Origin of the sequence: Streptomyces roseifaciens (assembly GCF_001445655.1) — a bacterium.
In the GTDB taxonomy this organism is placed as follows: domain Bacteria; phylum Actinomycetota; class Actinomycetes; order Streptomycetales; family Streptomycetaceae; genus Streptomyces; species Streptomyces aureoversilis.
Genome location: NZ_LNBE01000004.1, coordinates 537,143 through 558,913 on the forward strand (window position 1 = coordinate 537,143; position 21,771 = coordinate 558,913).

Here is a 21,771-nt window from a genome sequence, read left to right on the forward strand (position 1 = left end):
CCCTTCAGCCTAGGCCGCCGCCCGGGCACGGGCGTCACCCCAGGGTGGGGGCTCGTGGGTCATACCGGGGTAGCACCGGTAGCAGCCGCGCACGGGGCACGGACGGTCACAGCTCGGCGAGCAGCTGGGCCTTCTTCGCGCTGAACTCGTCGTCCGTGAGCAGCCCCGCGTCGTGCAGCGCGCCCAGGTGGCGGATGCGGTCGGCGATGCCGCCCGGGTCGGGCCGGGCGGCCGGGACGCGCGCGCCCGGCGAGGCCGGGGAGGCGGCCCGGACGGCCTGCAGGACGGCCGCGGCGAACGGCAGCGACTCGTGGAGGAGCCCGTAGCCCATGCCGAAGACGACGGCCGCCGGATCCTGGTCGGCCTGGCCCGGTGGCCCGCCCTCGGCGCCGCGCGGCACCAGCCGCAGATAGCCGCCGGCGATCTCGGGGGAGCGCCACTGGACGCCCGAGAGCTCCTCGACGGCGAACCGCTGGTCGCCGGCCTTCCACTTGGCGGAGGACGCGCCCGTCCAGAACCACCGGAAGGCGACGGAGGCGCCGTCGAAGGAGGCCTTGCCGTCGTAGGCCTTGAAGGACGCCGGGGGAGTGGGTGCCGCGACCAGGGGGCGCTGGGCGGGCACGGCCGCGTCCGGGCCCAGCGCGGCCCGTATCTCGTCGGCGTAGTACTCGGCGAGGGCGTCGCGCTCGGCGGGCAGCACCAGCCGGTAGGGGTCGCTGCCCTCCTTGAGCTGGCCGTCGGCGACGTCCATCAGCGGATCGGCGCCCGGTCTCGGCACCGCACGCAGTACCACCGTCCCGCGCTTCCCCGGGGCCTGCTCGACGGCCGCGAGCGCCTCGTAGGGGATGCGTCGTTCACCGAGCGCCTGGAGCAGCTTCGGTGTGCGGATCCCCCGTTCGAAGCGGATGAGCACGGAGTCGGTGTCGAACTCCCAGACGGTGTGGAAACCCGTCAGCACATCACCCATGCCGTCATCGTATGCGTCGCCCGCTCGCGCGTCCCCCCTGCGGGGAGCGGGGAGCTACGCGCGTCGTCCGTCCGCGCGGCCCCGCCCGGCGTGCGGCCCGGCCCGGCTCGTACCGCTATGCGCCTTCGGTGCAGGAGGCGTCCGCGTCCGCGCAGGCGACCGTCGCGGGGGCGCCGACGCCGATGCCGGCGAAGTTGGCGAGGCTCGTCGTGCCGGGCTCGAAGTACCCGGCGTGGCCCTCCGCGCCGTGGGCGGACAGCACCCGCGCGCCGAAGGCCTGCGAGACGGGGTCGGCACCGTGGCCGAGGCCGCCGACCTCCAGGTGGGGAACGCCCTGGATCCAGTCGTCCGGGTCGCGCATGGCCCATATCCGGGCGCTGGTCCGCAGCTCGGAGACGTGCTCGGCGCGCATCCCGGGGCTGCCGGCCACCGCCACGTCGGTGACCCGGGGCGACATCTCACGCGCGGCGACGCCGCACACCACCGAGCCGTAGCTGTGGCAGAAGAGGGAGACCCGCGAGGTGCCGGGCAGCGCCCGCACGGCGGCGCGCAGCCGCAGGGCGCCCTCGGCGGCGAGCTTGCCGGTGGCGGCGTCCATGCCCACGCCGGCGGGCGAGGTGTAGTCGGCCCAGGCGATGACGGCCGTACGGATGCGGGGGGCAGTCTTGCGCTCGGCGGCGTAGAGGGAGCGGGCCATGCCCACGGGGGCGCTGTAGGCCCGCTGGGACTTCTCGAACGTCAGCAGGTTGGTGTCGACGCCGGGGACGACGACGGAGACCCGCTCGGCCCGGTCGAGGTCGCCGATGACCTCCGCGACCCGGCCGGCGCCGGTGGGGTCGAAGGCGAGGATGTGCCGCCCGCCCTCGCGCAGGGACTCGAAGCGGTGCATGCGGCGCACGGCCTCCTGGCGGCCCACCGGGCTGAGGCCGCTCGCGTGGCTGCGGCGCTTCTCGACCGCGCGCGCCCGGTCCAGGGCGACGCGGTTGGCGCGGTAGCGCAGGGCGGTCGGAGCGCCGTTGAGGTTGCCGACGACGAAGGGGTGGTCGTCGGCGAGCCGGGCCTGCTGGGCACCGGTGAGGGAGGCGAAGAAGCGGGCCACGGCGTCGGGGGCCGTCCCCGGGGCCGGCAGCGGTCTGCCGGCCATGGAGCCGTGCAGCCAGGCGCTGAGCGAGACCGTACGGGCGTCCCCGGCCGCCTTGTGGCTTCTGACGGCCGTCCAGCCGGTCGTCCCGAGCATCACGAACACCACGGCCAGGGCGAGCAGTGCGCGCCACACGGTGGCCGTGGTCGTCCACGGTACGGAGGAGGGGGAGCCGAGCTCCGGGAAGGAAGTCACCGCGAAACACAGTAGGAGAAACGCGGCGGCGACTGCGAAGTCCGTGAGCTATCTCACGTTTGAGTGTGGGTAATTGGGCACATGCGTGGGTTTCTCGATCAAGCGCGCCAGTTTCCGGCCAAAGCCGGACCCAGCTGGTCCAGATAAGCCACGGTGAGCAGCCGGAGATCCTCCAGACCGCCCTCCCCGCGCTCGCCCCAGATCCTCGCCGTGACGCGCATCACCCCGCCGAACGCCGCCACGAGCACGTGCGGCCGCGGGTCGGCGCCCAGGTCCAGGCCCTCGCGCCGGGCGATCTCGCAGGTCAGCTGCTCCTCCACCTCGGAGAGCTTCCGCAGCCGCGCCGCCAGCAGCTGGGGCGTCGACTCGATCATCCGGTACATGCGCAGGTGCAGTTCGAGCGGCACGACCGACTCGATGACCTCGCCCGCGCCCTCCCAGGTGGCGAGCACGGCGCCGCGCAGCGCGGGCAGCGGCGCCTCGGCCGCCGGGCGGGAGCGCAGCGTGGCCAGGAAGAGGGCGTCCACGGAGGTCTGCATGGCCAGCGCGACCTCTTCCTTGTTCGCGAAGTAGCGGAAGAAGGTGCGCTGGGAGACCTCCGCGGCCTCGGCGATCTCGTCGACGGTGGTGCGTTCGTAGCCCTTGAGGGCGAACAGCTCCAGGGCGGACCGGATGAGGGTGTCCCGCGTGCGCCGCTTCTTGCGCTCGCGCAGACCGGACGGTGGCGCCGTACGGGCCGCCGAGTCCTCGATCGCCGGCATCGCTCGTCTCTCCTCCGCCACGTTTGTGCTGCTCAGAATAGCCGCGCAGAAAAGTGACAGGCGTCAGCGGATGCGGTCGACAGCCAATTGGCAGGCACTGACATAATTCTCCCATGACGTCTCAGACCGCTGTCGCCGAGGCGCAGCCGGACCTCGGGCCCCGCAAGGGGCTCCGCGGCCACCCGTGGCTGACCCTCGTCTCCGTGGCGATAGGCGTGATGATGGTCGCGCTCGACGGCACGATCGTCGCCGTCGCGAATCCCGTCATCCGGGATGACCTCCACGCCTCGCTCGCCGATGTCCAGTGGATAACCAACAGCTACCTCCTCGCCCTCGCGGTCGCGCTGATCACCGCGGGCAAGCTGGGTGACCGCTTCGGTCACCGGCTGACCTTCCTCATAGGTACCACCGGCTTCGCCGTCGCCTCCGGAGCCATCGCGCTCTCCGGCAGCGTGTCGGCCGTCGTCGCCTTCCGGGTCCTGCAGGGCCTGTGCGGGGCGCTGCTCATGCCGGCCGCGCTCGGCCTGCTGCGCGCCACCTTCCCGGCCGAGAAGCTCAACATGGCCGTCGGCATCTGGGGCATGGTGATCGGCGTCTCGACCGCCGGCGGCCCGATCCTCGGCGGCGTCCTCGTCGAGCACGTCAACTGGCAGTCCGTCTTCTTCATCAACGTGCCGGTCGGCGCCCTCGCGCTCGCCCTGGGCCTGGTGATCCTCAAGGACCACCGCTCCGACCACGCCCCGCGCTCCTTCGACCTCCCCGGCATCGGCCTGCTCTCGGCCGGGATGTTCTGCCTCGTCTGGGCGCTGATCAAGGCCCGGGAGTGGAGCTGGGGAGATGGCAAGACCCTGCTGTTCCTGGGCGGAGCGGCCCTCGCCCTCGTCCTGTTCGTCCTGTGGGAGACCAAGGCCCGCGAGCCGCTGCTGCCGCTGCGCCTCTTCCGCTCCGTACCGCTGAGCGCGGGCACCGCCCTGATGCTGCTGATGGCCTTCGCCTTCATCGGCGGGCTGTTCTTCGTCACCTTCTACCTGCAGAACGTGCACGGCATGAGCCCGGTCGACTCGGGTCTGCACCTCCTTCCCCTGACCGGCATGATGATCGTCGCCTCGCCGGTCGCGGGCGCGCTCATCACCCGGGTCGGGCCCCGGGTCCCGCTGGTCGTCGGCATGCTGCTGACCACCGTCGCGTGCTTCGGCATGTCCCGGCTGGAGGCCGGCTCCGGCACGGGCGTGATGTCGGTGTGGTTCGCCCTCTTCGGCCTCGGCCTGGCCCCGGTCATCGTCGGCGCGACCGAGGTCATCGTCGGCAACGCCCCGCTGGAGCACGCGGGCGTCGCGGGCGGCCTGCAGCAGGCCGCCATGCAGGTGGGCGGCTCGCTCGGGACGGCCGTGCTGGGCGCCGTCATGGCCGCCCGGGTCGACAGCGCCCTGCCCGGCAAGTGGGCCGGTGCCGGGCTGCCCCCGGGCAGGCCGGAGGAGATGGCGCAGGCGGCCGACGCCGTGGCCGTCGGTGTGCCGCCGGTGCCGCCGGGGACGCCGCCGGACGTGGCCGGGAAGATCACGGGCATCGCGCATGACACTTTCGTGTCAGGGATGAGCCTGTCCTTCACCGTCGCGGGCATCGTCGCGGCCGTCGCCGCCGTGGTCGCCCTGTTCACCAAGCGCGGATCCACCCCCGGGGCCGCGGCCGGGGCGGGTCACATCTGAGCCTGTCCGGACTGCTTCCCCTATCAGGGCCCCGCACCGCGGGGCCCTCTTGGCAGCTCCGATCACTCCCGTCAGGATGCGGAATGCAACACAGTCGACACAGGGAGTGATGCTCATGCGTACGATCCGCACCGCCGCCGCCGTCACGGCCGCGGCCGCCGCGCTGGCCCTGTTCTCCGCGCCCACCGCGGGCGCCGCGGGCACGGCCGGCAAGGAGCGGCTCGGTACCTGCGCCGCCGGGCAGCTGTGCCTGTGGACGAAGGCCGGCTTCCGCGGGGCGCGCAGCACGAGCGAGCTCGCGGACATCGGCATCGAGGACTGCGTGGCCTTACCGGCGGGCGTCAGCGCGGTCTCGCTGGCCAACCGCACGGGGCGCCCCGTCACCACGTATCAGAGCGCCACGTGCGCGGAGACGGGCGAGTTCGACACGTACCCGTCGGGGACGTGGGTCCCGGAGAGCCCGTACGTCGTCCGGGCGTACAAGGTCTGGGAGCACTAGCTCCCGCCGGAAACGCCGGTGCCCCCGGCCAGCATCGCTGGCCGGGGGCACCGGTGGTGAAACGGGGTGACCGCTTACGCGTCGCCGCCCGCGGCGCCCGGGTCGGCCGCCGTGACGTCCAGCAGCTGGTAGCGGTCCACCGCCTGCTTCAGCGCGGAGCGGTCCACCTTCCCCTGCTTGGCGAGCTCGGTGAGCACGGCCAGGACGATCGACTGGGCGTCGATGTGGAAGAAGCGACGTGCCGCGCCACGGGTGTCGGCGAAGCCGAAGCCGTCGGCACCCAGCGACTGGTACGCACCCGGCACCCAGCGCGAGATCTGGTCCGGAACGGCCCGCATCCAGTCGGACACGGCCACGAACGGGCCCTCGGCGCCCTGGAGCTTCTGCGTGACGTACGGCACGCGGAGCTCCTCCTCCGGGTGCAGGAGGTTGTGCTCCTCCGTCTCGATGGCGTCCCTGCGCAGCTCGTTCCAGGAGGTCGCCGACCAGACGTCCGCCTTGACGTCCCACTCCTCGGCGAGGATCTTCTGGGCCTCGATCGCCCACGGCACCGCGACACCGGAGGCGAGGATCTGGGCCGGGATCGCGCCCTTCTCGCCCTGCGCGAAGCGGTACAGACCCTTGAGGATGCCCTCGGCGTCCACGTCCGCCGGCTCGGCCGGGTGCTGGATCGGCTCGTTGTAGACGGTCAGGTAGTAGAAGACGTCCTCGGCGTTCTCGCCGTACATCCGGCGCAGACCGTCCTTGACGATGTGCGCCATCTCGAAGCCGAACGCGGGGTCGTAGGAGACGACGCCCGGGTTGGTGGACGCCAGCAGCTGCGAGTGGCCGTCGGCGTGCTGCAGGCCCTCACCGGTCAGGGTGGTGCGACCCGCCGTGGCGCCGAGCACGAAGCCGCGCGACAGCTGGTCGGCCATCTGCCAGAACTGGTCGCCCGTGCGCTGGAAGCCGAACATCGAGTAGAAGACGTAGACCGGGATCAGCGGCTCGCCGTGGGTCGCGTAGGCGGAGCCCGCCGCGATCAGCGAGGCCGTGCAGCCCGCCTCGGAGATGCCGTCGTGCAGCATCTGGCCGGTCGGCGACTCCTTGTACGCGAGCAGCAGCTCGCGGTCCACGGACTCGTACTGCTGGCCGAGCGGGTTGTAGATCTTGGCCGACGGGAAGAACGCGTCCATGCCGAAGGTGCGGTACTCGTCGGGGGCGATCAGCACGAAGCGCTTGCCGATCTCCTTGTCCCGCATGAGGTCCTTCAGGATGCGGACGAACGCCATGGTGGTGGCGATCGACTGCTGGCCGGAGCCCTTCTTGGCGCTCGCGTAGACCTTGTCCTCCGGGAGGACCAGCGGCTTCGACCGGTCGACACGGGTCGGCACGTAGCCGCCGAGCCCGTTGCGGCGGTCGTGCATGTACTGGATCTCCTCCGAGTCGCGACCCGGGTGGTAGTACGGCGGCAGGCCGGACTCCAGCTCCTTGTCGGCGATCGGGATGTGGAGGCGGTCGCGGAAGCGCTTGAGGTCCTCGACCGTGAGCTTCTTCATCTGGTGGGTCGCGTTGCGGCCCTCGAAGTTCGGACCGAGGGTCCAGCCCTTGACCGTCTGCGCGAGGATCACGGTCGGCTGGCCCTTGTGGGCCTTGGCCGCCGCGTACGCCGCGTAGATCTTCTTGTGGTCGTGACCGCCGCGGCCCAGGTGCAGGATCTGGTCGTCGGTCATGTTCTCGACCATCTTGCGGAGACGGTGGTCGTCGCCGAAGAAGTGGTCGCGGATGTACGCACCGGTCTCGGTGGCGTACGTCTGGAACTGGCCGTCCGGGGTGCTGTTGAGCTTGTTGACCAGGATGCCGTCGCGGTCCTGGGCCAGCAGCGGGTCCCAGGAGCGGTCCCAGACGAGCTTGATCACGTTCCAGCCGGCGCCGCGGAACTGCGACTCCAGCTCCTGCATGACCTTGCCGTTGCCGCGGACCGGGCCGTCGAGGCGCTGCAGGTTGCAGTTGACGACGAAGGTCAGGTTGTCCAGGCCCTCACGGGCGGCGATGGACAGCTGGCCGAGCGACTCCGGCTCGTCCATCTCGCCGTCGCCGAGGAACGCCCAGACGTGGGACTTGGAGGTGTCGGCGATGCCGCGCGCCTGCATGTAGCGGTTCATGCGGGCCTGGTAGATCGCACCGAGCGGGCCGAGGCCCATCGAGACGGTCGGGAACTCCCAGAAGTCCGGCATGAGGCGCGGGTGCGGGTAGCTGGAGAGGCCGTAGGGGGCCTTGGACTTCTCCTGGCGGAAGGAGTCCAGGTTCCGCTCGGACAGCCGGTCCAGGAGGAACGCGCGGGCGTAGATGCCCGGGGAGGCGTGACCCTGGAAGAAGATCTGGTCGCCGCCGTCGCCCTCGTCCTTGCCGCGGAAGAAGTGGTTGAAGCCCACGTCGTACAGCGAGGCGGAGGAGGCGAAGGTGGCGATGTGGCCGCCGACGCCGATGCCGGGGCGCTGGGCACGGGAGACCATCACGGCCGCGTTCCAGCGGGTCGCGTTGAGGATCTTGCGCTCGATCTCCTCGTTGCCGGGGAAGAACGGCTCGTCCTTGGTCGCGATCGTGTTGACGTAGTCCGTGCTGCGCATCTCGGGCACCGCGACGCGCTTCTCGCGTGCGCGCTCGATCAGGCGAAGCATGAGGTAGCGGGCACGTTCCCGGCCTCGCTCATCGACGGCTGCGTCGAGCGAGTCGAGCCACTCCTGGGTCTCTTCGGGATCGAAGTCCGGGACCTGGCTGGGAAGGCCGCCAATGATGATCGGGTTGCGATCGGATCCGGAAGCCACGCTGTTCCTTCGCTGTTCGGTCGTGGTCGTGCTCTGCACGCGATGTTGCTGCGCACGCGGTCAAATATTGCTCTGCTTTATGTCGCGCCGGTCCCATCGTGGACCGCGGCGGCGGAAACGTCATCTCTACTGGGCGGTAACCACCACTGGTGAGACGAAGCAGCGTTTGTCGGTCGCCCGGGGCGGCCAAATCGCAACCTTACGCCCCCAAAGGAGGTTCCCTGTGTACGGCTGTTCGGGGTCGGCCCGGGTCATCACATGGAGTAACTTCGCAAAACCGGCAAAGTTCTGTGTTGTGAATCACTTGCCCCTCCTGCCTCATGGTTGGAGTTGCCATAGGACGTCCCCGTCCGTCAACGTTTCGGCGGTCCCGATGGCCGGGTACTTGCGCGATCCGTCCGTCACGTGTGGACTACGCCCATCGTTTCGCGTACGCGCGAGGCGAATGAAACGTCTCGAAGGATGACAGGAGGAAATCCGTGAGCGCGACCGCGGACCACGCGGAGGAGCGGACCAATCCGGCTGCAAGGCTGGGTTTCGAGCCCGGGCAGGTGGTCCAGGAGATCGGTTACGACGACGACGTCGATCATGATCTCCGTGAAGGTATCGAGTCCATCATCGGCCAGGACCTCGTTGACGAGGACTATGACGACGTGGCCGACGTCGTCCTGCTGTGGTTCCGGGATGAGGACGGAGACCTCACGGACGCGCTGGTGGACGCCATCGGTCTGCTCGAGGACGGCGGCAACATCTGGCTGCTGACGCCCAAGACCGGCCGCGACGGCTACATCGAGCCGAGCGACATCCAGGACGCCGCGCAGACCGCCGGGCTCTCCCAGACGAAGAGCATCAGCGTGGCCAAGGACTGGACCGGCACCCGTCTGGCCGCCCCCAAGCGCTAGGAACGCCGCCGGCCCCCGGGCCCGCCGCCGGAAGAGCCGCCGCCGCGCCCCCCGACAGCACAGCTGCCGGGGGGCGCGGTGCATCGCGGGGGGCGCACAGTGACACACTGGGCGCCCTACCCGCCGGTGGCCGGGTCCGGGCGCGGACCCCGGGCCGGCCCCTGCCGAGATGAGGGATGCGAACATGGCGATCGAGGTCGGCACCAAGGCTCCGGACTTCGCGTTGAGGAACCAGCACGGCGAGACCGTCCGGCTCTCCGACTACCGCGGTGAGAAGAACGTCGTCCTGCTCTTCTACCCCTTCGCCTTCACCGGCGTGTGCACCGGCGAGCTGTGCGCCCTGCGCGACGAGCTGCCGAAGTTCGTCAACGACGACGTCCAGCTGCTCGCCGTCTCCAACGACGCCCCGTTCTCGCTGCGCGTCTTCGCCGAGCAGGAGGGCCTCACCTACCCGCTGCTCTCCGACTTCTGGCCGCACGGCGACGTCAGCCGCGCCTACGGCGTCTTCGACGAGGAGAAGGGCTGCGCGGTGCGCGGCACCTTCATCATCGACAAGGAGGGCGTCGTGCGCTGGACCGTCGTCAACGGCCTGCCCGACGCGCGTGACCTGGACGAGTACACCAAGGCGCTCGCAGCTCTCTGAGCAAGAAGTATGTAATCGGTGGGAACCGGTCACTAGGATCCACACGTTGACCGGATGCCATCGCACACCGGGGGCGCAGGCGGAGCCCTACCCCCTCGAACTCGAACCAATGGAGGACTCGTGGGAGTCAGTCTCAGCAAGGGCGGCAACGTCTCGCTGACCAAGGCGGCCCCGAACCTGACCGCGGTCATCGTCGGTCTCGGCTGGGACGCCCGTACCACCACCGGTACGGACTTCGACCTGGACGCCAGCGCACTGCTGACGAACGACCAGGGGAAGGTCGCCAACGACCAGAACTTCGTCTTCTTCAACAACCTCAAGAGCCCCGACGGCTCCGTCGAGCACCAGGGTGACAACCTCACCGGTGAGGGCGAGGGCGACGACGAGGTCATCAAGGTCAACCTGGCCGGCGTGCCCGCCGATGTCGCCAAGATCGTGTTCCCGGTCTCGATCTACGAGGCCGAGTCGCGCCAGCAGAGCTTCGGTCAGGTCCGCAACGCGTACATCCGCGTGGTGAACCAGGCCGACAACGCCGAGCTCGCCCGCTACGACCTCAGCGAGGACGCCTCGACCGAGACCGCCATGGTCTTCGGCGAGCTCTACCGCCACGGCGCGGAGTGGAAGTTCCGCGCCATCGGCCAGGGTTACGCCTCGGGCCTGCGTGGCATCGCGCAGGACTTCGGCGTCAACGTCTGACCGACAGGCCATCCGCGTCCGGCGCCGCACCCCCGTTCCCGGGAGTGCGGCGCCGGACGTGCACGGTGCCCCCGCTGCCCGAGGGCGCCGGATCTCGACCGGGGAGGAAACAAGATCATGGGCGTCACGCTCGCCAAGGGAGGCAACGTCTCCCTCTCCAAGGCCGCACCCAACCTCACCAATGTGACGGTCGGTCTCGGCTGGGACGCGCGATCCACCACCGGAGCCCCCTTCGACCTCGACGCCAGCGCCCTGCTGTGCGCCACGGGCCGGGTGCTCGGTGACGAGTACTTCGTCTTCTACAACAACCTCAAGAGCCCCGAGGGCTCCGTCGAACACACCGGCGACAATCTCACCGGTGAGGGTGACGGCGACGACGAGACGATCCTGGTCGACCTCACCAAGGTCCCGGCCGCCTGCGACAAGATCGTCTTTCCGGTCAGCATTCACGACGCCGATGCCCGTGGCCAGAGCTTCGGCCAGGTCAGCAATGCCTACATCCGCGTGGTCAACCAGGCCGACGGCACCGAACTCGCCCGCTACGACCTCAGCGAGGACGCCTCCAGCGAGACCGCGATGATCTTCGGCGAGGTCTACCGTTACGGCGGCGAATGGAAGTTCCGGGCGGTGGGTCAGGGGTACGCGTCGGGCCTGCGCGGCATCGCCCTAGACTTCGGGGTCAACGTTTCGTAAAGCCGCGCACGGCGCGGGGGAAACCCCATAACGAAGGATTGGGTAGCCAGTGCTCCTGAAAACCTTTGGTTGGTCGTTCGCCATCACGGCGGCCGGACTGGCCTTGGCCGGTGTCCTCTGGGGGTGGCAGGGGCTCGCGATCGTCGCGATACTGTCCGTCCTCGAGATCTCGCTCTCGTTCGACAACGCGGTCATCAATGCCGGAATCCTCCGGAAGATGAACCCGTTCTGGCAGAAGATGTTCCTGACCCTGGGCATCCTCATCGCCGTCTTCGGCATGAGGCTGGTGTTCCCGGTCTTCATCGTCGCCATCACCGCGAAGCTGGGGCCGATCGAAGCGGTCAAGGTCGCCATTCAGGATCACGACCGGTACGAGGCGCTGGTCACCAGCGCCCACCCGGCCATTGCCGCGTTCGGTGGCATGTTCCTGCTGATGATCTTCCTGGACTTCGTCTTCGAGGACCGGGACATCAAGTGGCTCGCCTGGCTGGAGAAGCCGCTCGCCAAGCTCGGCAAGCTGGAGACCCTCTCCATCGTCGTCTCCCTGGTCATCCTCCTGATCGCCGCCACCACCTTCGCCACCGCCGTCCCGGTGCACGACGGTGAGGGCACGATCGACAAGGCCACCACGGTCCTGCTCGCCGGAATCGGCGGTCTGGTGACGTATCTGGTCGTCGGCGGAATCTCCGGCTTCTTCGAGAACCGTCTCGAAGAGGCCGAGGAGGACGAGGAGGACGAGGCCGCGAAGGATGCGGCGCCCGCCACCGCGAAGCAGGGCAACGGCTCGGTCGTCGGCCTCGCCGGCAAGGCCGCCTTCTTCCTGTTCCTCTACCTCGAGGTCATCGACGCGTCCTTCTCCTTCGACGGTGTCATCGGCGCCTTCGCCGTCACCAACGACATCTTCGTGATGGCCCTCGGCCTCGGCATCGGCGCCATGTACATCCGGTCGCTGACGGTCTTCCTCGTCCGCAAGGGGACCCTGGACGACTACGTCTATCTCGAGCACGGCGCGCACTACGCCATCGGTGCCCTCGCCGTCATCCTGCTGATCTCCATCAAGCACGAGGTCCCCGAGGTCGTCACCGGTCTCATCGGTGTGGTCCTCATCGGGCTGTCCTTCATGTCCTCCGTGATGCGCAACCGCAAGGAGGCGGCGGAGGGCAATGGCTCCGGCACCAAGTCGGAAGTCGCTTCCGGCGCCTGACCCACGCTTCCGGGGAGTGACCCGCCCTTTCCAGGGTGTGACCCCTCCCGGGGTGTGACCCTGGCACATTTGAGGAACGCTCTCAGCGGGGCGGTCGTGAGGCTCACCTCACGGCCGCCCCGCGGCAGTTGAGCGGGAATGTGCAGAAAAAGGGGTGGGGTTCCTATGGCGGTCTGGGACAGGTTCTTCAGCAACTGGGGGCGCGCGGCCGCGCAGCAGCTCGACTTCGGCGGTGCGCACGGCGCCGTCGAGCTGACCAAGCGTCATCCCTCGTTCTCGCTCAGCAAGCAGGGGGCGGTCACCGGCAATCTCCGGGTCAACCTCTCCTGGCGGATGCGCACCTCGGACTTCGGCGACCGGCCCGGCCGCATCCAGGGTCTACGGCACCCCATGCGCAAGTTCCGGCCCGAGATGGTGCAGGCGCAGGGCCCCGCCATGGTGAACGTCGACCTCGACCTCGCCTGCATGTACGAGCTCCAGGACGGCGCCAAAGGCGTGGTGCAGCCCCTCGGGAACATACTGGGCAGCATCAACAGCCCGCCGTACGTCCAGCTGAGCGGCGACGACAGGTTCGGCTCCGGGTCCGGCGAGACGATCTACATCAACATGGACCACCGTGCCGAGATCAAGCGACTGCTGATCTTCGTCTACATCTATGACGGCACCCCGGCGTTCGACCGTACGCACGCCACGGTCACGCTCTACCCGGGCAACGGCCCCCGGATCGAGATCGCCCTGGAGGAGCGCGCACCGGAGGCGCGGTCGTGCGCCGTGGTGATGCTGGAGAACGTCAAGGGCGAGATCATCCTGCGGCGCGAGATGAAGTACGTGTACGGCTTCCAGGCGGAGCTGGACCGGTTGTACGGGTGGGGGCTGCAGTGGGGGAGGGGGTACAAGACGAAGGTGTGACCGCGCCTTCGCCGGGTGCCGCGCCGACGCGGGTGCCTCGCGCCCATACGAAGGCGGTCACTCCAACATCTTCAGCCGTCCGGCGCTTGAGGACCGGGGTCCGGGGCAGAGCCCCGGGGCGGTGCTGCGGGCAGCGGTTCGCTGCGGCCGGCGGTTCCCCGCGGCCGGCGGCCCCCGCGGTCAGCGGTTCGGCAGGAACTGCGGGCCCTGCGGCGGCAGCCGGAAGGACGGGTCCGGCACCGGCCGGTACGGCGGCGGATACCCGTAGGACGGCGCGCCCGCCGAGGGCACGGGCTGCTGCGGGTAGCCGTACGCCGGCTGCGGCGGCGCCACCGGTGCGGCCGGGGCCACCGGCGGTACCGGGGGCGGCGGCGGATACCCGTACCCCGGCTGCGGCTGCGGCTGCGGCTGCGGCGCCGGCTCAGGCGTGCACTCCGGATCGGGCGCGGGGGCGGGCGTGGGCGTGGGCGCCGGTGTGGGCATCGGTCCGCCCGTCGGTGTGGGGGACGGCGCCCCCTCGGGCGCCCCCGTGGGCACTCCGGCCGGCGCCTGTCCCTCGCCGCCCGTCTCCTCGGATTCGTCGACCGAGATCCCGAACTCCGTGGCCAGTCCGACCAGCCCCGACGCGTAGCCCTGCCCCAGCGCCCGGAACTTCCAGCCCTCCCCGCGCCGGTAGAGCTCCCCGCAGATCATCGCGGTCTCGGAGCCCGTCTCCGGCTGGACCTCGAACAGTGCGAGCGGCTCCCCGGTCTGCCCCGGGGGGACCGCCGCCGCGTCGTAGACCAGGACGCACAGGTCCCGGACCCGGCCGAAGTCGCCGCCGTCCGCCGAGGCGGCCAGCACGACCCGCTGCACCGACGGCTCCAGCGCGGTCAGGTCGGTCTCGATCGCGTCCGTCAAGCCTTCGACCAGCCGTTTCTTGCGCAGGTGGCGGACGGCGCCGGAGGGGTGGCGGGGCTGGTTGTAGAAGACGAAGTCCTCGTCCGAGCGAACGCGGCCCTCCTCGCCCACGAGCAGGGCGGAGGCATCCACGTCCGGGACGCCCGGGCCGGGGGTCCAGCGCAGTACGGCCCGCACGGCGCGGGCGTCCAGCGGGATGTTCGACCCCTTCAGCATGGCGTGCGTCATGTCCGCAATCCTGCCCTCCCACGGCTGCGGGGGACAACGCAGGGGGCGGCGGCGGTGGCGACGATCACGAAACCGGCACACGGTGCCCCCGCCGGCTCCCCGTGCCGACACTTCGGGGACTCATACGGGGCCCCAGATTTTCATGCACTTGGGGAACTCTTGACCCGTCGCCGGACGTACGATAATCGGCCACACTTCTGCCCGGACGAGCCGGTGGGAGGTCGTGGTCACGGGGAGAGTAATGAGGCATTTCGAACACCTTGCGCCCTCAGTGCGGAATGGTCTGTTCCACCGGGAGCCGGTCGCCTTCGACGCCGGCTCCCCGGCCCGCACGCTCTCCGTCGCCCTCGGCGCCACGCTCTACAGCCCCGGCACGCGGCCGGCCCTCGCCGCGGACATCGCCAAGCAGGCCGGGCGCGGCGTCGTGTCCATGGTGCTCTGCCTGGAGGACTCCATAGGCGACCAGGACGTCGTCGCCGCCGAGGAGAACCTCGTCCGGCAGTTCACCGCGATGGACGCGGCCGGCGGCGGTCCGGTGCCCCTGCTCTTCATCCGTGTGCGCGAGCCCGCCCAGATCACCGATCTCGTGCGGCGGCTCGGGCCCGCCGTCCGGCTGCTCTCCGGCTTCGTCCTGCCGAAGTTCACCGAGGAGCGGGGCGTGCCCTTCCTGGAGGCGCTCACCGAGGCCGAGGCGGAGTGCGGCCACCGGCTCTTCGCCATGCCCGTTCTGGAGTCGCCCGAGCTGCTGCACCTGGAGACGCGGCGCGAGGCCCTCGCCGGGATCGCCCGCACCGTCGAGAAGTACCGCGACCGGGTGCTCGCCCTGCGGCTCGGCGTCACCGACTTCTGCTCCGCGTACGGGCTGCGCCGGGCGCCCGACATGACCGCCTACGACGTCCAGCTCGTCGCCTCGGTGATCGCCGACGTCGTGAACGTGCTCGGACGGGCCGACGGCACCGGGTTCACCGTCACCGGCCCGGTGTGGGAGTACTTCAGACAGCACGAGCGGATGTTCAAGCCGCAGCTGCGGCGCACGCCCTTCGCCGGGCCCGCGGAGGAGCTGCGCACCGCCCTCATCCAGCACGACATGGACGGGCTCCTGCGCGAGATCCAGCTCGACCGGGCGAACGGGCTCCAGGGCAAGACCTGCATCCACCCCTCGCACGTCGCGCCCGTTCACGCCCTGTCCGTCGTCAGCCATGAAGAGTTCAGCGATGCGCAGGACATCCTGCGGCCGGAACAGGACGGCGGCGGCGTGCTGCGGTCCGCCTACACGAACAAGATGAACGAAGTGAAGCCGCACCGGGCCTGGGCCGAGCGGATCATGCTGCGCGCCGAGGTGTTCGGCGTCGCGCGGGAGGACGTGAGCTTTGTGGAGCTGCTGGCGGCGAGCGTGGGGGCGGGCGCGTGACGGGCTCCGGGGCGGGTGTGTGGTCCGGACAGTGGGTCGCCGAGCGGCTCGGCGTCTCCCTGGACGGTGACGCGCAGCTGCCGGGGCTCCTGGGGCTGGCGCTGAGGAGGAACCCGAAGCGGGCGCATCTGCTGGTGTCGAACGTGCTGGGCAAGCACGTGCCGGCGTCGCCGGCGGCGGTGTACGAGTCCGGGGCCGGGCTCGGGCGGCGGGTGCGGGCGCTCCTCGGCGAGGCGGAGGCTGCTCGGGCCGTCGTCCTGGGGTACGCGGAGACCGCTACGGGGCTGGGGCACGCCGTCGCCGACGGGCTGGGGCTCGCTCCTTACCTGCACTCGACGCGGCGGGCCGTGGCGGGGGTTGCCCCCGTCGGTGGCTTCGAGGAGGAGCATAGTCACGCCACGTCGCATTTGTTGCTGCCCGAGGATGCGGGGCTGCTGGCGGGGGACGGGCCGTTGGTGCTGGTGGATGACGAGTTCTCCACGGGGCGGACGGTTCTGAACACGATCGCGGCGTTGCATGCGCGGTTCCCGCGGGCGCGGTACGTGGTGGTTGCGCTGGTCGACATGCGGTCGGAGGGGGACCGGGCTCGGCTGGAGGAGTTCGCGGCGGAGCTGGGGGCGCGGGTCGATCTGATCGCTCTGGCTTCGGGGGCGGTGCGGTTGCCGGAGGGGGTGCTGGAGCGGGGGCAGGAGCTGGTGGCGGAGCAGGAGGCTGCTGCGTCTGCGTCTGCGGGTGCGTCTCGGGTCCGGCGGCGGGGGCTCCGGGGTGGGGGTCCGGGGCCGTATATTTACGGGCCGGTACCCCCGGCGTCAGCGGAGCACGCACCCGTGACTGGCCCGCAAATACACGTCAGCGCCCCGGACCCCCACCCCTGCGCCCCCACCACCTCCCGCGTGGACCTTCCCTGGCCGCCCGGCGTCCCGGACGGCGGCCGCCACGGCTTCACCCCCGAGCACAGGGCATCTCTGGAAGCTGCGCTGCCGGCGATGGCAGCCCACCTCGCCTCAAGTGTTGTGGGCACCCCCAGCGGTAGCTGGGGGAGGGTGGGCAGGCTCGCGGACGGCGATGGCGCTCAGCCCCCGCAGACGGATGCAGCACCGGCCCGCATCCTCGTCCTCGGCAACGAGGAGCTGATGTACGCACCCCTGCGCCTCGCCGGCGCGCTGGACGACGCCCTCGACGGCGCCGACGTCTTCTTCTCCACGACCACCAGGTCGCCCGTGCTGCCCGTGGACGACCCGGGCTACGCGATCCGTTCGCGGATCACCTTCCCGGCGCACGACGCCCCCGACGACGGCCCGGGCGACCGCTACGCGTACAACGTGGCGGGCGCCGGCTTCGACGCGGTCGTGGTCGTGGTCGACTCCCGCGGTGACACCGCCGAGCTCCACGCCCCGGGCGGCCTGCTCGACGCAGTCGCCCCGCATGCCGGTCAGGTGCTGCTGGCCGTCGTTCCCTCCTACGTTCCCGAGGTCGCTTCCTCCATGCCCGAACCGCTCAGAGGCCCCGCCTTCTCCTCCTACGAGCCGGAGGACGTCGGCTGGCTCCTCCAGGACCTTTCCGGTGCCGAGCTGGAGGCGCCCACCGAGGAGCGCGAGGAGGCCATTCAGAGCGGCGGTGCGCACTACGCCGAGTCGCTGCCCGTCGAGTACCAGCCGAGCGAGCAGTACCAGGCGCTCTTCCACGCGGCTCTGGAGACGTCGGCGGCGCGCATGGCCCGTGCCGTGGGAGCCGTCACCGAGATGGTGCTCGCCGAGCGTTCGCCGCGGCCGGTGCTCGTTTCGCTGGCCCGGGCCGGGACGCCCGTGGGCGTGCTGATGCGCCGCTGGGCGCGGCACGCGCACGGTCTGGACCTGCCGCACTACGCCGTCTCCATCGTGCGGGGCCGCGGCATCGACCGCGTCGCCCTGCGCTGGCTGGCCGAGCACCACGACCCCGCCGACGTCGTCTTCGTGGACGGCTGGACGGGCAAGGGGGCGATCACCCGCGAACTGGCGGCTGCGCTGGAGGAGTTCCCCGGCTTCGACCCGCGGATCGCCGTGCTGGCCGACCCCGGGCAGTGCGTGGACACCTACGGCACGCGGGACGACTTCCTCATTCCGTCCGCCTGCCTCAACTCGACTGTTTCCGGGCTGATTTCCCGCACCGTCCTGCGTCCCGACCTGGTCGGGCCGGAGGACTTCCACGGCGCGAAGTTCTACCGCGAGCTCGCCGGGGCCGACGTGTCCCGGGACTTCCTCGACGCCGTCACCGCCCGCTTCGGCGAGGTGGAGGAGGACGTGGCGCGGGACGCCAAGGAGCTGGCCGCCGCCGACCGGACGCCCACCTGGGCCGGCTGGGCCGCCGTGGAGCGGATCAGCGAGGAGTACGGCATCCACGACGTCAACCTCGTCAAGCCGGGGGTGGGAGAGACCACCCGGGTGCTGCTGCGCCGCGTCCCGTGGAAGATCCTCGCCCAGCGCGGGACCGGGGAGGACCTGGCTCACGTGCGGCTGCTCGCCGAGCAGCGGGGCGTGCCGGTGGAGGAGGTGGACGGGCTGCCGTACAGCTGCGTCGGCCTCATCCACCCCCGCTACACCCGCGGCGCCACCGGCGCCGACGGCAAGGCGGTGACCAAGTGACCGTCGTCGTCGCCAGTGATCTCGACCGCACCCTCATCTATTCGGCCGCGGCGCTCGATCTCGCCGGGCCCGACGCCTCGGCGCCCCGGCTGCTGTGCGTCGAGGTCTACGACCGCAAGCCGCTGTCGTACATGACCGAGGCCGCGGCCGCCGCGCTGGCGGAGCTGACCGCCTCCGCCGTGTTCGTGCCCACGACCACCCGGACGCGCGAGCAGTACGGGCGGATCAGCCTGCCCGGCCGCCCTCCCGCGTACGCGATCTGCGCCAACGGCGGGGAGCTGCTCGTCGACGGCGAGTCCGACCGCGCCTGGCGGGCCGGCGTGGAGCGGCGGATCGGCGCCGAGTGCGCCACGCTCGCCGAGGTGCGCGAGCACCTGGTGCGCACCGCCGACCCGGCGTGGCTGCTCAAGGAGCGCACCGCGGAGGGCCTGTTCGCCTACCTCGTCGTGGACCGTTCCCTGCTGCCCGGCGAGTGGGTCGCGGAGCTCACCGAGTGGGCCGGCGCCCGCGGCTGGAGCGTGTCCCTGCAGGGCCGCAAGCTCTACGCCGTGCCCCGGCCGCTCACCAAGGGCGCCGCGGTAGCCGAGGTCGCGCGGCGCACGGGCGCCTCCGAGGTGCTGGCCGCGGGGGACTCCCTGCTCGACGCCGACCTGCTGCTGGCGGCCGGCCGCGGCTGGCGGCCCGGCCACGGCGAGCTCGCCGACTCCGGCTGGTCCGCCCCGCACGTCACGGCCCTGGAGACGCGCGGCGTGGCCGCGGGCGAGGAGATCCTGCGGGCTTTCACGGGCGCGGCGGCGTAGGCTCGTTCGCGGTTTGCGGCAAGTCGTCGGCGAGTCGAGGAGAACCCCCGTGGCAGAGCTCAAAGGCACTCCCATCACGCCCGAGCTGCACGCGTACGTGCTCGCTCACAATCCCCCGCTCGACCCCGTGCAGCGGGGGCTGGTGGAGACCACGCAGCGGGCTCTTCCGAGGCACGCGGTCAAGCAGATCGCCCAGGAGCAGGGGCCGCTCCTGGCCTTCCTCGTCCGGCTGACGGGCGCCCGGCACATCGTGGAGGTCGGCACCTTCACCGGCCTGTCCGCGCTCTCCATGGCCCAGGCGCTGCCCGAGGGCGGCAGGCTCGTCGCCCTGGACATCTCCGAGGAGTGGACGGCCTACGCACGCCAGGCGTGGGAGCAGGCGGGCGTCGACGGCCGCATCGACCTGCGCATCGCGCCCGCCCTGGACTCCCTGCGGGCCATGCCCGAAGAGCCCCACGTCGACCTCGCGTTCATCGACGCCGACAAGGACAACTACATCAACTACTGGGAGGAGCTCGTCCCGCGGATGCGGCCGGGCGGGCTGATCGTGGCCGACAACGTGTTCATGATGGGGTCCGTCCTCGACCCGGGGAACCACCCCATGGGGGCCGCCGTGCGGCAGTTCAACACGCACGTGGCGGCCGACAAGCGCATGGAGTCCGTGATGATCACGGTGGCCGACGGGCTGACCCTCGCGCGGCGCGTGGGCTCCTAGCCGCGCGCTAGGAGCAGCAGCCGCCTCCGCAGCAGCCTCCGCCGCCGCCCTGCGGGGCCGGCGCGGAGGAGGAGCCGCCGCCCGTGACGGCCACGGCGGACAGCAGCTTCACCGTGTCCTCGTGCCCCACGGGACACGTGGCCGGTGCAGCCGACTCGGCCATGGGCCGGCTGAGCTCGAAGGTGTCTCCACAGGCACGGCAGCGATATTCGTAACGAGGCATGCGGGCAGCATAGCCAGGCCCGAGTGCCGTGCGGCCCCCGCGGTTGTGCCGCCCCAGCGGCACGACTGCCCACAACCGCGGGGGGCGTCACCGGCGGGAGGTGGTGGGGGCGCAGGGGTGGGGGTCCGGGGCGCTGACGTGTATTTGCGGGCCAGTCACGGGTGCCGGTGCCCGTGACGCCGGGGGGACGGGCCCGTAAATATACGGCCCCGGACCCCCACCCCGGAGCCCCCGCCACCGAACCCGAGACGCACCCGCACCCGGTCACCACCGCACCCGGCGACTACCGCCCCCGCTCCCCCCGTATCCCCTGGACGACCTCCGCCACAACCCCCCGCACAGCCTCCGTCTCGGTCAGGAAGTGCCACCAGTCCGGGTGGCGCCCCTCCAGCCCCGCCACCGCCCGCTCCAGGCGCTCCACGGCCTCGTCCAGCGGCCGAGCGTGCCGCGGATCGGGCGTGCTGCGCCCCTCCATCGCGAGCCGCTGGGCGTCGCGGATCGCGAAGCGGGTGCGCTCGACCTCGCCCTGGTGGTCGAAGGAGACCTCGTCCAGCCGCCGCAGCCGGTCCCCGGCGGCGGAGACGGACTCGTCCGTCGTGCTCAGCACGGCCCGCACGGTCGACAGCAGGGCCAGCGCGTCCGGCCACCGCTGCTCGTCCCGCGCCCGGCGCGCCTCGGCGAGCTTCTCCTCGGCCCGGGCGACGGCCCGCTGCGCCTCCTCGGGCACCTGCTGGAGGTCCTGCCAGCAGGCGGCGCTGTAGCGGCGGCGCAGTTCGCTGAGGACGGGCTGGACGCCCGCGGCACGGGTCGTCAGAGCCTGAGCGCGCGTCCGCAGGGACACCAGCCGCTTGTCGATCTCGGCGACCTTCGCGGGCAGCGCCTCGGCCTCGCCGCGCACGGCCTCGGCTTCGTGCAGGACCCTTTCCGCACGCTGGAGGGTCTCCTGTACGCCGTGCTGCCCGGCGCCCTGGTTGAGCCGGGTGAGCTCGGGGGAGAGGGCGGCGAGGCGCGCGGCGAGGCCGTCGGCCTTCAGGCCGGTCTCCCGGACGGCGTCGAGGGCCTGCGTGGCGGCGAGGAGGCCCTGGCGGGCCCGCTCGACGGCGGGCGCGAGCCGGGCGAGCTGCGTCTCCGCGGCGGCCAGCAGCGGGCCGAGGCCCTGCCCGAAGCGCTCCAGGTCGGCCTTGGCGCGCAGCAGCTCGTCCTTGGCGGCGGTGAGGTCGGCGCGGGCCCGGGCGGCGGCGCCGGAGTCGAGGTCCTCGCGGTCGATGTCGTGGGAGTCGACGGCGGAGATGTAGGCGTGGGAGACCTCGTCGATGCGCTGCCCGAAGGAGGCGAAGTCGGCTTCGGCCTTGCGGGCGGCGGGGGAGGAGTCCACCGCCGTGATCGTCTCGATGGAGATCCGCAGCTCGCGCTGGGCGGTGTCGAGCTCGTAGAAGGCGGCTGCGGCGGCGTCCTTCGCGGCCTGGGCGTCGGCCCGCTGTCCTTCGCCGCGGCCCCAGCCCCAGCGGCGCGTGCCGCCGCCGGCGAAGGCCGCGGGCGCGGCGGTGACGGCGGCCGCGGCGAGCAGGGGGACGGGCAGCAGCGCGAGGGCGAGGGTCTCCCGGGCGGCGGCCGTGAGGGCTCTGACGGCCCGGAAGCGGCGGTGTGCCGGTCGTACGGACTGCGCGAAGGTCGCCGTCACTTGCCCTCTCCCGATGGATCGCCCCTGGCCCGGATGCCATTCTCCCACCCGGTAAGGACGAACACACAG

General features: G+C 71.4%; 19 protein-coding genes. 12 read left to right on the forward strand and 7 right to left on the reverse strand.

Features of this window, described 5'->3' with window-relative positions; all coding sequences use genetic code 11:
• Positions 1 to 106: 106 nt before the first annotated feature.
• The 3 genes from AS857_RS19505 to AS857_RS19515 all read right to left on the reverse strand — a co-directional run bounded on the left by AS857_RS19505 (position 107) and on the right by AS857_RS19515 (position 3,064).
• On the reverse strand, positions 107 to 967 hold the full coding sequence (locus AS857_RS19505) for a DUF4429 domain-containing protein (RefSeq protein ID WP_058044587.1): 861 nt from the start codon (positions 965 to 967) through the stop codon (positions 107 to 109).
• 115 nt (positions 968 to 1,082) lie between these two features.
• Positions 1,083 to 2,303 carry an alpha/beta hydrolase gene (locus AS857_RS19510; protein WP_245700333.1) on the reverse strand — a complete coding sequence of 407 codons (1,221 nt, stop codon included), beginning with the start codon at positions 2,301 to 2,303 and terminating at the stop codon, positions 1,083 to 1,085.
• A gap of 98 nt (positions 2,304 to 2,401) precedes the next feature.
• Entirely contained in the window at positions 2,402 to 3,064 is a 663-nt protein-coding gene (locus AS857_RS19515; protein WP_058044588.1) for a TetR/AcrR family transcriptional regulator, read from the reverse strand.
• A gap of 113 nt (positions 3,065 to 3,177) precedes the next feature.
• Here AS857_RS19515 and AS857_RS19520 point away from each other — a divergent pair, with 113 nt between their 5' ends.
• Together AS857_RS19520 and AS857_RS19525 are read left to right on the forward strand one after the other, a co-directional pair.
• Positions 3,178 to 4,770 carry an MFS transporter gene (locus AS857_RS19520; protein ID WP_058044589.1) on the forward strand — a complete coding sequence of 531 codons (1,593 nt, stop codon included), beginning with the start codon at positions 3,178 to 3,180 and terminating at the stop codon, positions 4,768 to 4,770.
• 115 nt (positions 4,771 to 4,885) lie between these two features.
• Positions 4,886 to 5,269 carry a peptidase inhibitor family I36 protein gene (locus AS857_RS19525; RefSeq protein ID WP_058046911.1) on the forward strand — a complete coding sequence of 128 codons (384 nt, stop codon included), beginning with the start codon at positions 4,886 to 4,888 and terminating at the stop codon, positions 5,267 to 5,269.
• Positions 5,270 to 5,343: 74 nt separating this feature from the next.
• On the opposite strand, the gene aceE is transcribed toward AS857_RS19525, so the two are convergent.
• Entirely contained in the window at positions 5,344 to 8,076 is a 2,733-nt protein-coding gene (gene aceE, locus AS857_RS19530) for a pyruvate dehydrogenase (acetyl-transferring), homodimeric type (RefSeq protein WP_058044590.1), read from the reverse strand.
• Between the two features lie 479 nt (positions 8,077 to 8,555).
• On the opposite strand from aceE, the gene AS857_RS19535 reads away from it, so the two are divergent.
• From AS857_RS19535 to AS857_RS19560, 6 genes are all read left to right on the forward strand, one after another.
• A complete protein-coding gene (locus AS857_RS19535; RefSeq protein WP_058044591.1) occupies positions 8,556 to 8,978 on the forward strand; it encodes a DUF3052 domain-containing protein in 423 nt (140 codons plus the stop codon).
• Between the two features lie 184 nt (positions 8,979 to 9,162).
• Positions 9,163 to 9,621 carry a peroxiredoxin gene (locus AS857_RS19540; protein WP_058044592.1) on the forward strand — a complete coding sequence of 153 codons (459 nt, stop codon included), beginning with the start codon at positions 9,163 to 9,165 and terminating at the stop codon, positions 9,619 to 9,621.
• Between the two features lie 120 nt (positions 9,622 to 9,741).
• Complete coding sequence (locus AS857_RS19545) at positions 9,742 to 10,317, forward strand: TerD family protein (RefSeq protein WP_058044593.1); 576 nt, start codon at positions 9,742 to 9,744, stop codon at positions 10,315 to 10,317.
• 117 nt (positions 10,318 to 10,434) lie between these two features.
• Positions 10,435 to 11,010: a TerD family protein gene (locus tag AS857_RS19550; protein ID WP_058044594.1), complete on the forward strand. Its 576-nt coding sequence runs from the start codon at positions 10,435 to 10,437 to the stop codon at positions 11,008 to 11,010.
• Between the two features lie 49 nt (positions 11,011 to 11,059).
• Complete coding sequence (locus AS857_RS19555; protein WP_058044595.1) at positions 11,060 to 12,214, forward strand: DUF475 domain-containing protein; 1,155 nt, start codon at positions 11,060 to 11,062, stop codon at positions 12,212 to 12,214.
• 165 nt (positions 12,215 to 12,379) lie between these two features.
• Positions 12,380 to 13,123 carry a TerD family protein gene (locus tag AS857_RS19560; RefSeq protein ID WP_058044596.1) on the forward strand — a complete coding sequence of 248 codons (744 nt, stop codon included), beginning with the start codon at positions 12,380 to 12,382 and terminating at the stop codon, positions 13,121 to 13,123.
• Between the two features lie 180 nt (positions 13,124 to 13,303).
• On the opposite strand, the gene AS857_RS19565 is transcribed toward AS857_RS19560, so the two are convergent.
• Positions 13,304 to 14,251: a TerD family protein gene (locus AS857_RS19565; RefSeq protein ID WP_058044597.1), complete on the reverse strand. Its 948-nt coding sequence runs from the start codon at positions 14,249 to 14,251 to the stop codon at positions 13,304 to 13,306.
• Between the two features lie 241 nt (positions 14,252 to 14,492).
• Between AS857_RS19565 and AS857_RS19570 the strand changes: the two genes are divergently transcribed.
• The 4 genes from AS857_RS19570 to AS857_RS19585 are packed head-to-tail and all read left to right on the forward strand — an operon-like array spanning position 14,493 to position 19,798.
• Positions 14,493 to 15,662 (forward strand): HpcH/HpaI aldolase/citrate lyase family protein, encoded by a 1,170-nt coding sequence (locus tag AS857_RS19570; RefSeq protein WP_058044598.1) that lies wholly within the window; start codon positions 14,493 to 14,495, stop codon positions 15,660 to 15,662.
• Positions 15,659 to 18,283 carry a phosphoribosyltransferase gene (locus AS857_RS19575; RefSeq protein WP_058044599.1) on the forward strand — a complete coding sequence of 875 codons (2,625 nt, stop codon included), beginning with the start codon at positions 15,659 to 15,661 and terminating at the stop codon, positions 18,281 to 18,283. Before AS857_RS19570 ends, AS857_RS19575 begins: the two co-directional genes overlap by 4 nt.
• Complete coding sequence (locus tag AS857_RS19580; protein WP_058044600.1) at positions 18,280 to 19,083, forward strand: HAD family hydrolase; 804 nt, start codon at positions 18,280 to 18,282, stop codon at positions 19,081 to 19,083. The genes AS857_RS19575 and AS857_RS19580 overlap by 4 nt, the downstream gene beginning before the upstream one ends.
• 49 nt (positions 19,084 to 19,132) lie before the next feature.
• Positions 19,133 to 19,798, forward strand: coding sequence for an O-methyltransferase (locus AS857_RS19585; RefSeq protein WP_058044601.1), 666 nt, complete (start codon positions 19,133 to 19,135; stop codon positions 19,796 to 19,798).
• Between the two features lie 7 nt (positions 19,799 to 19,805).
• Here AS857_RS19585 and AS857_RS19590 read toward each other — a convergent pair whose 3' ends face one another.
• Both AS857_RS19590 and AS857_RS19595 read right to left on the reverse strand, forming a co-directional pair.
• The gene (locus tag AS857_RS19590) at positions 19,806 to 20,021 is read right to left on the reverse strand and encodes an FmdB family zinc ribbon protein (RefSeq protein WP_058044602.1); all 216 of its coding nucleotides are present in this window, start codon (positions 20,019 to 20,021) and stop codon (positions 19,806 to 19,808) included.
• A gap of 283 nt (positions 20,022 to 20,304) precedes the next feature.
• A complete protein-coding gene (locus tag AS857_RS19595) occupies positions 20,305 to 21,702 on the reverse strand; it encodes a coiled-coil domain-containing protein (protein ID WP_079110506.1) in 1,398 nt (465 codons plus the stop codon).
• Between the last annotated feature and the right edge of the window lie 69 nt (positions 21,703 to 21,771).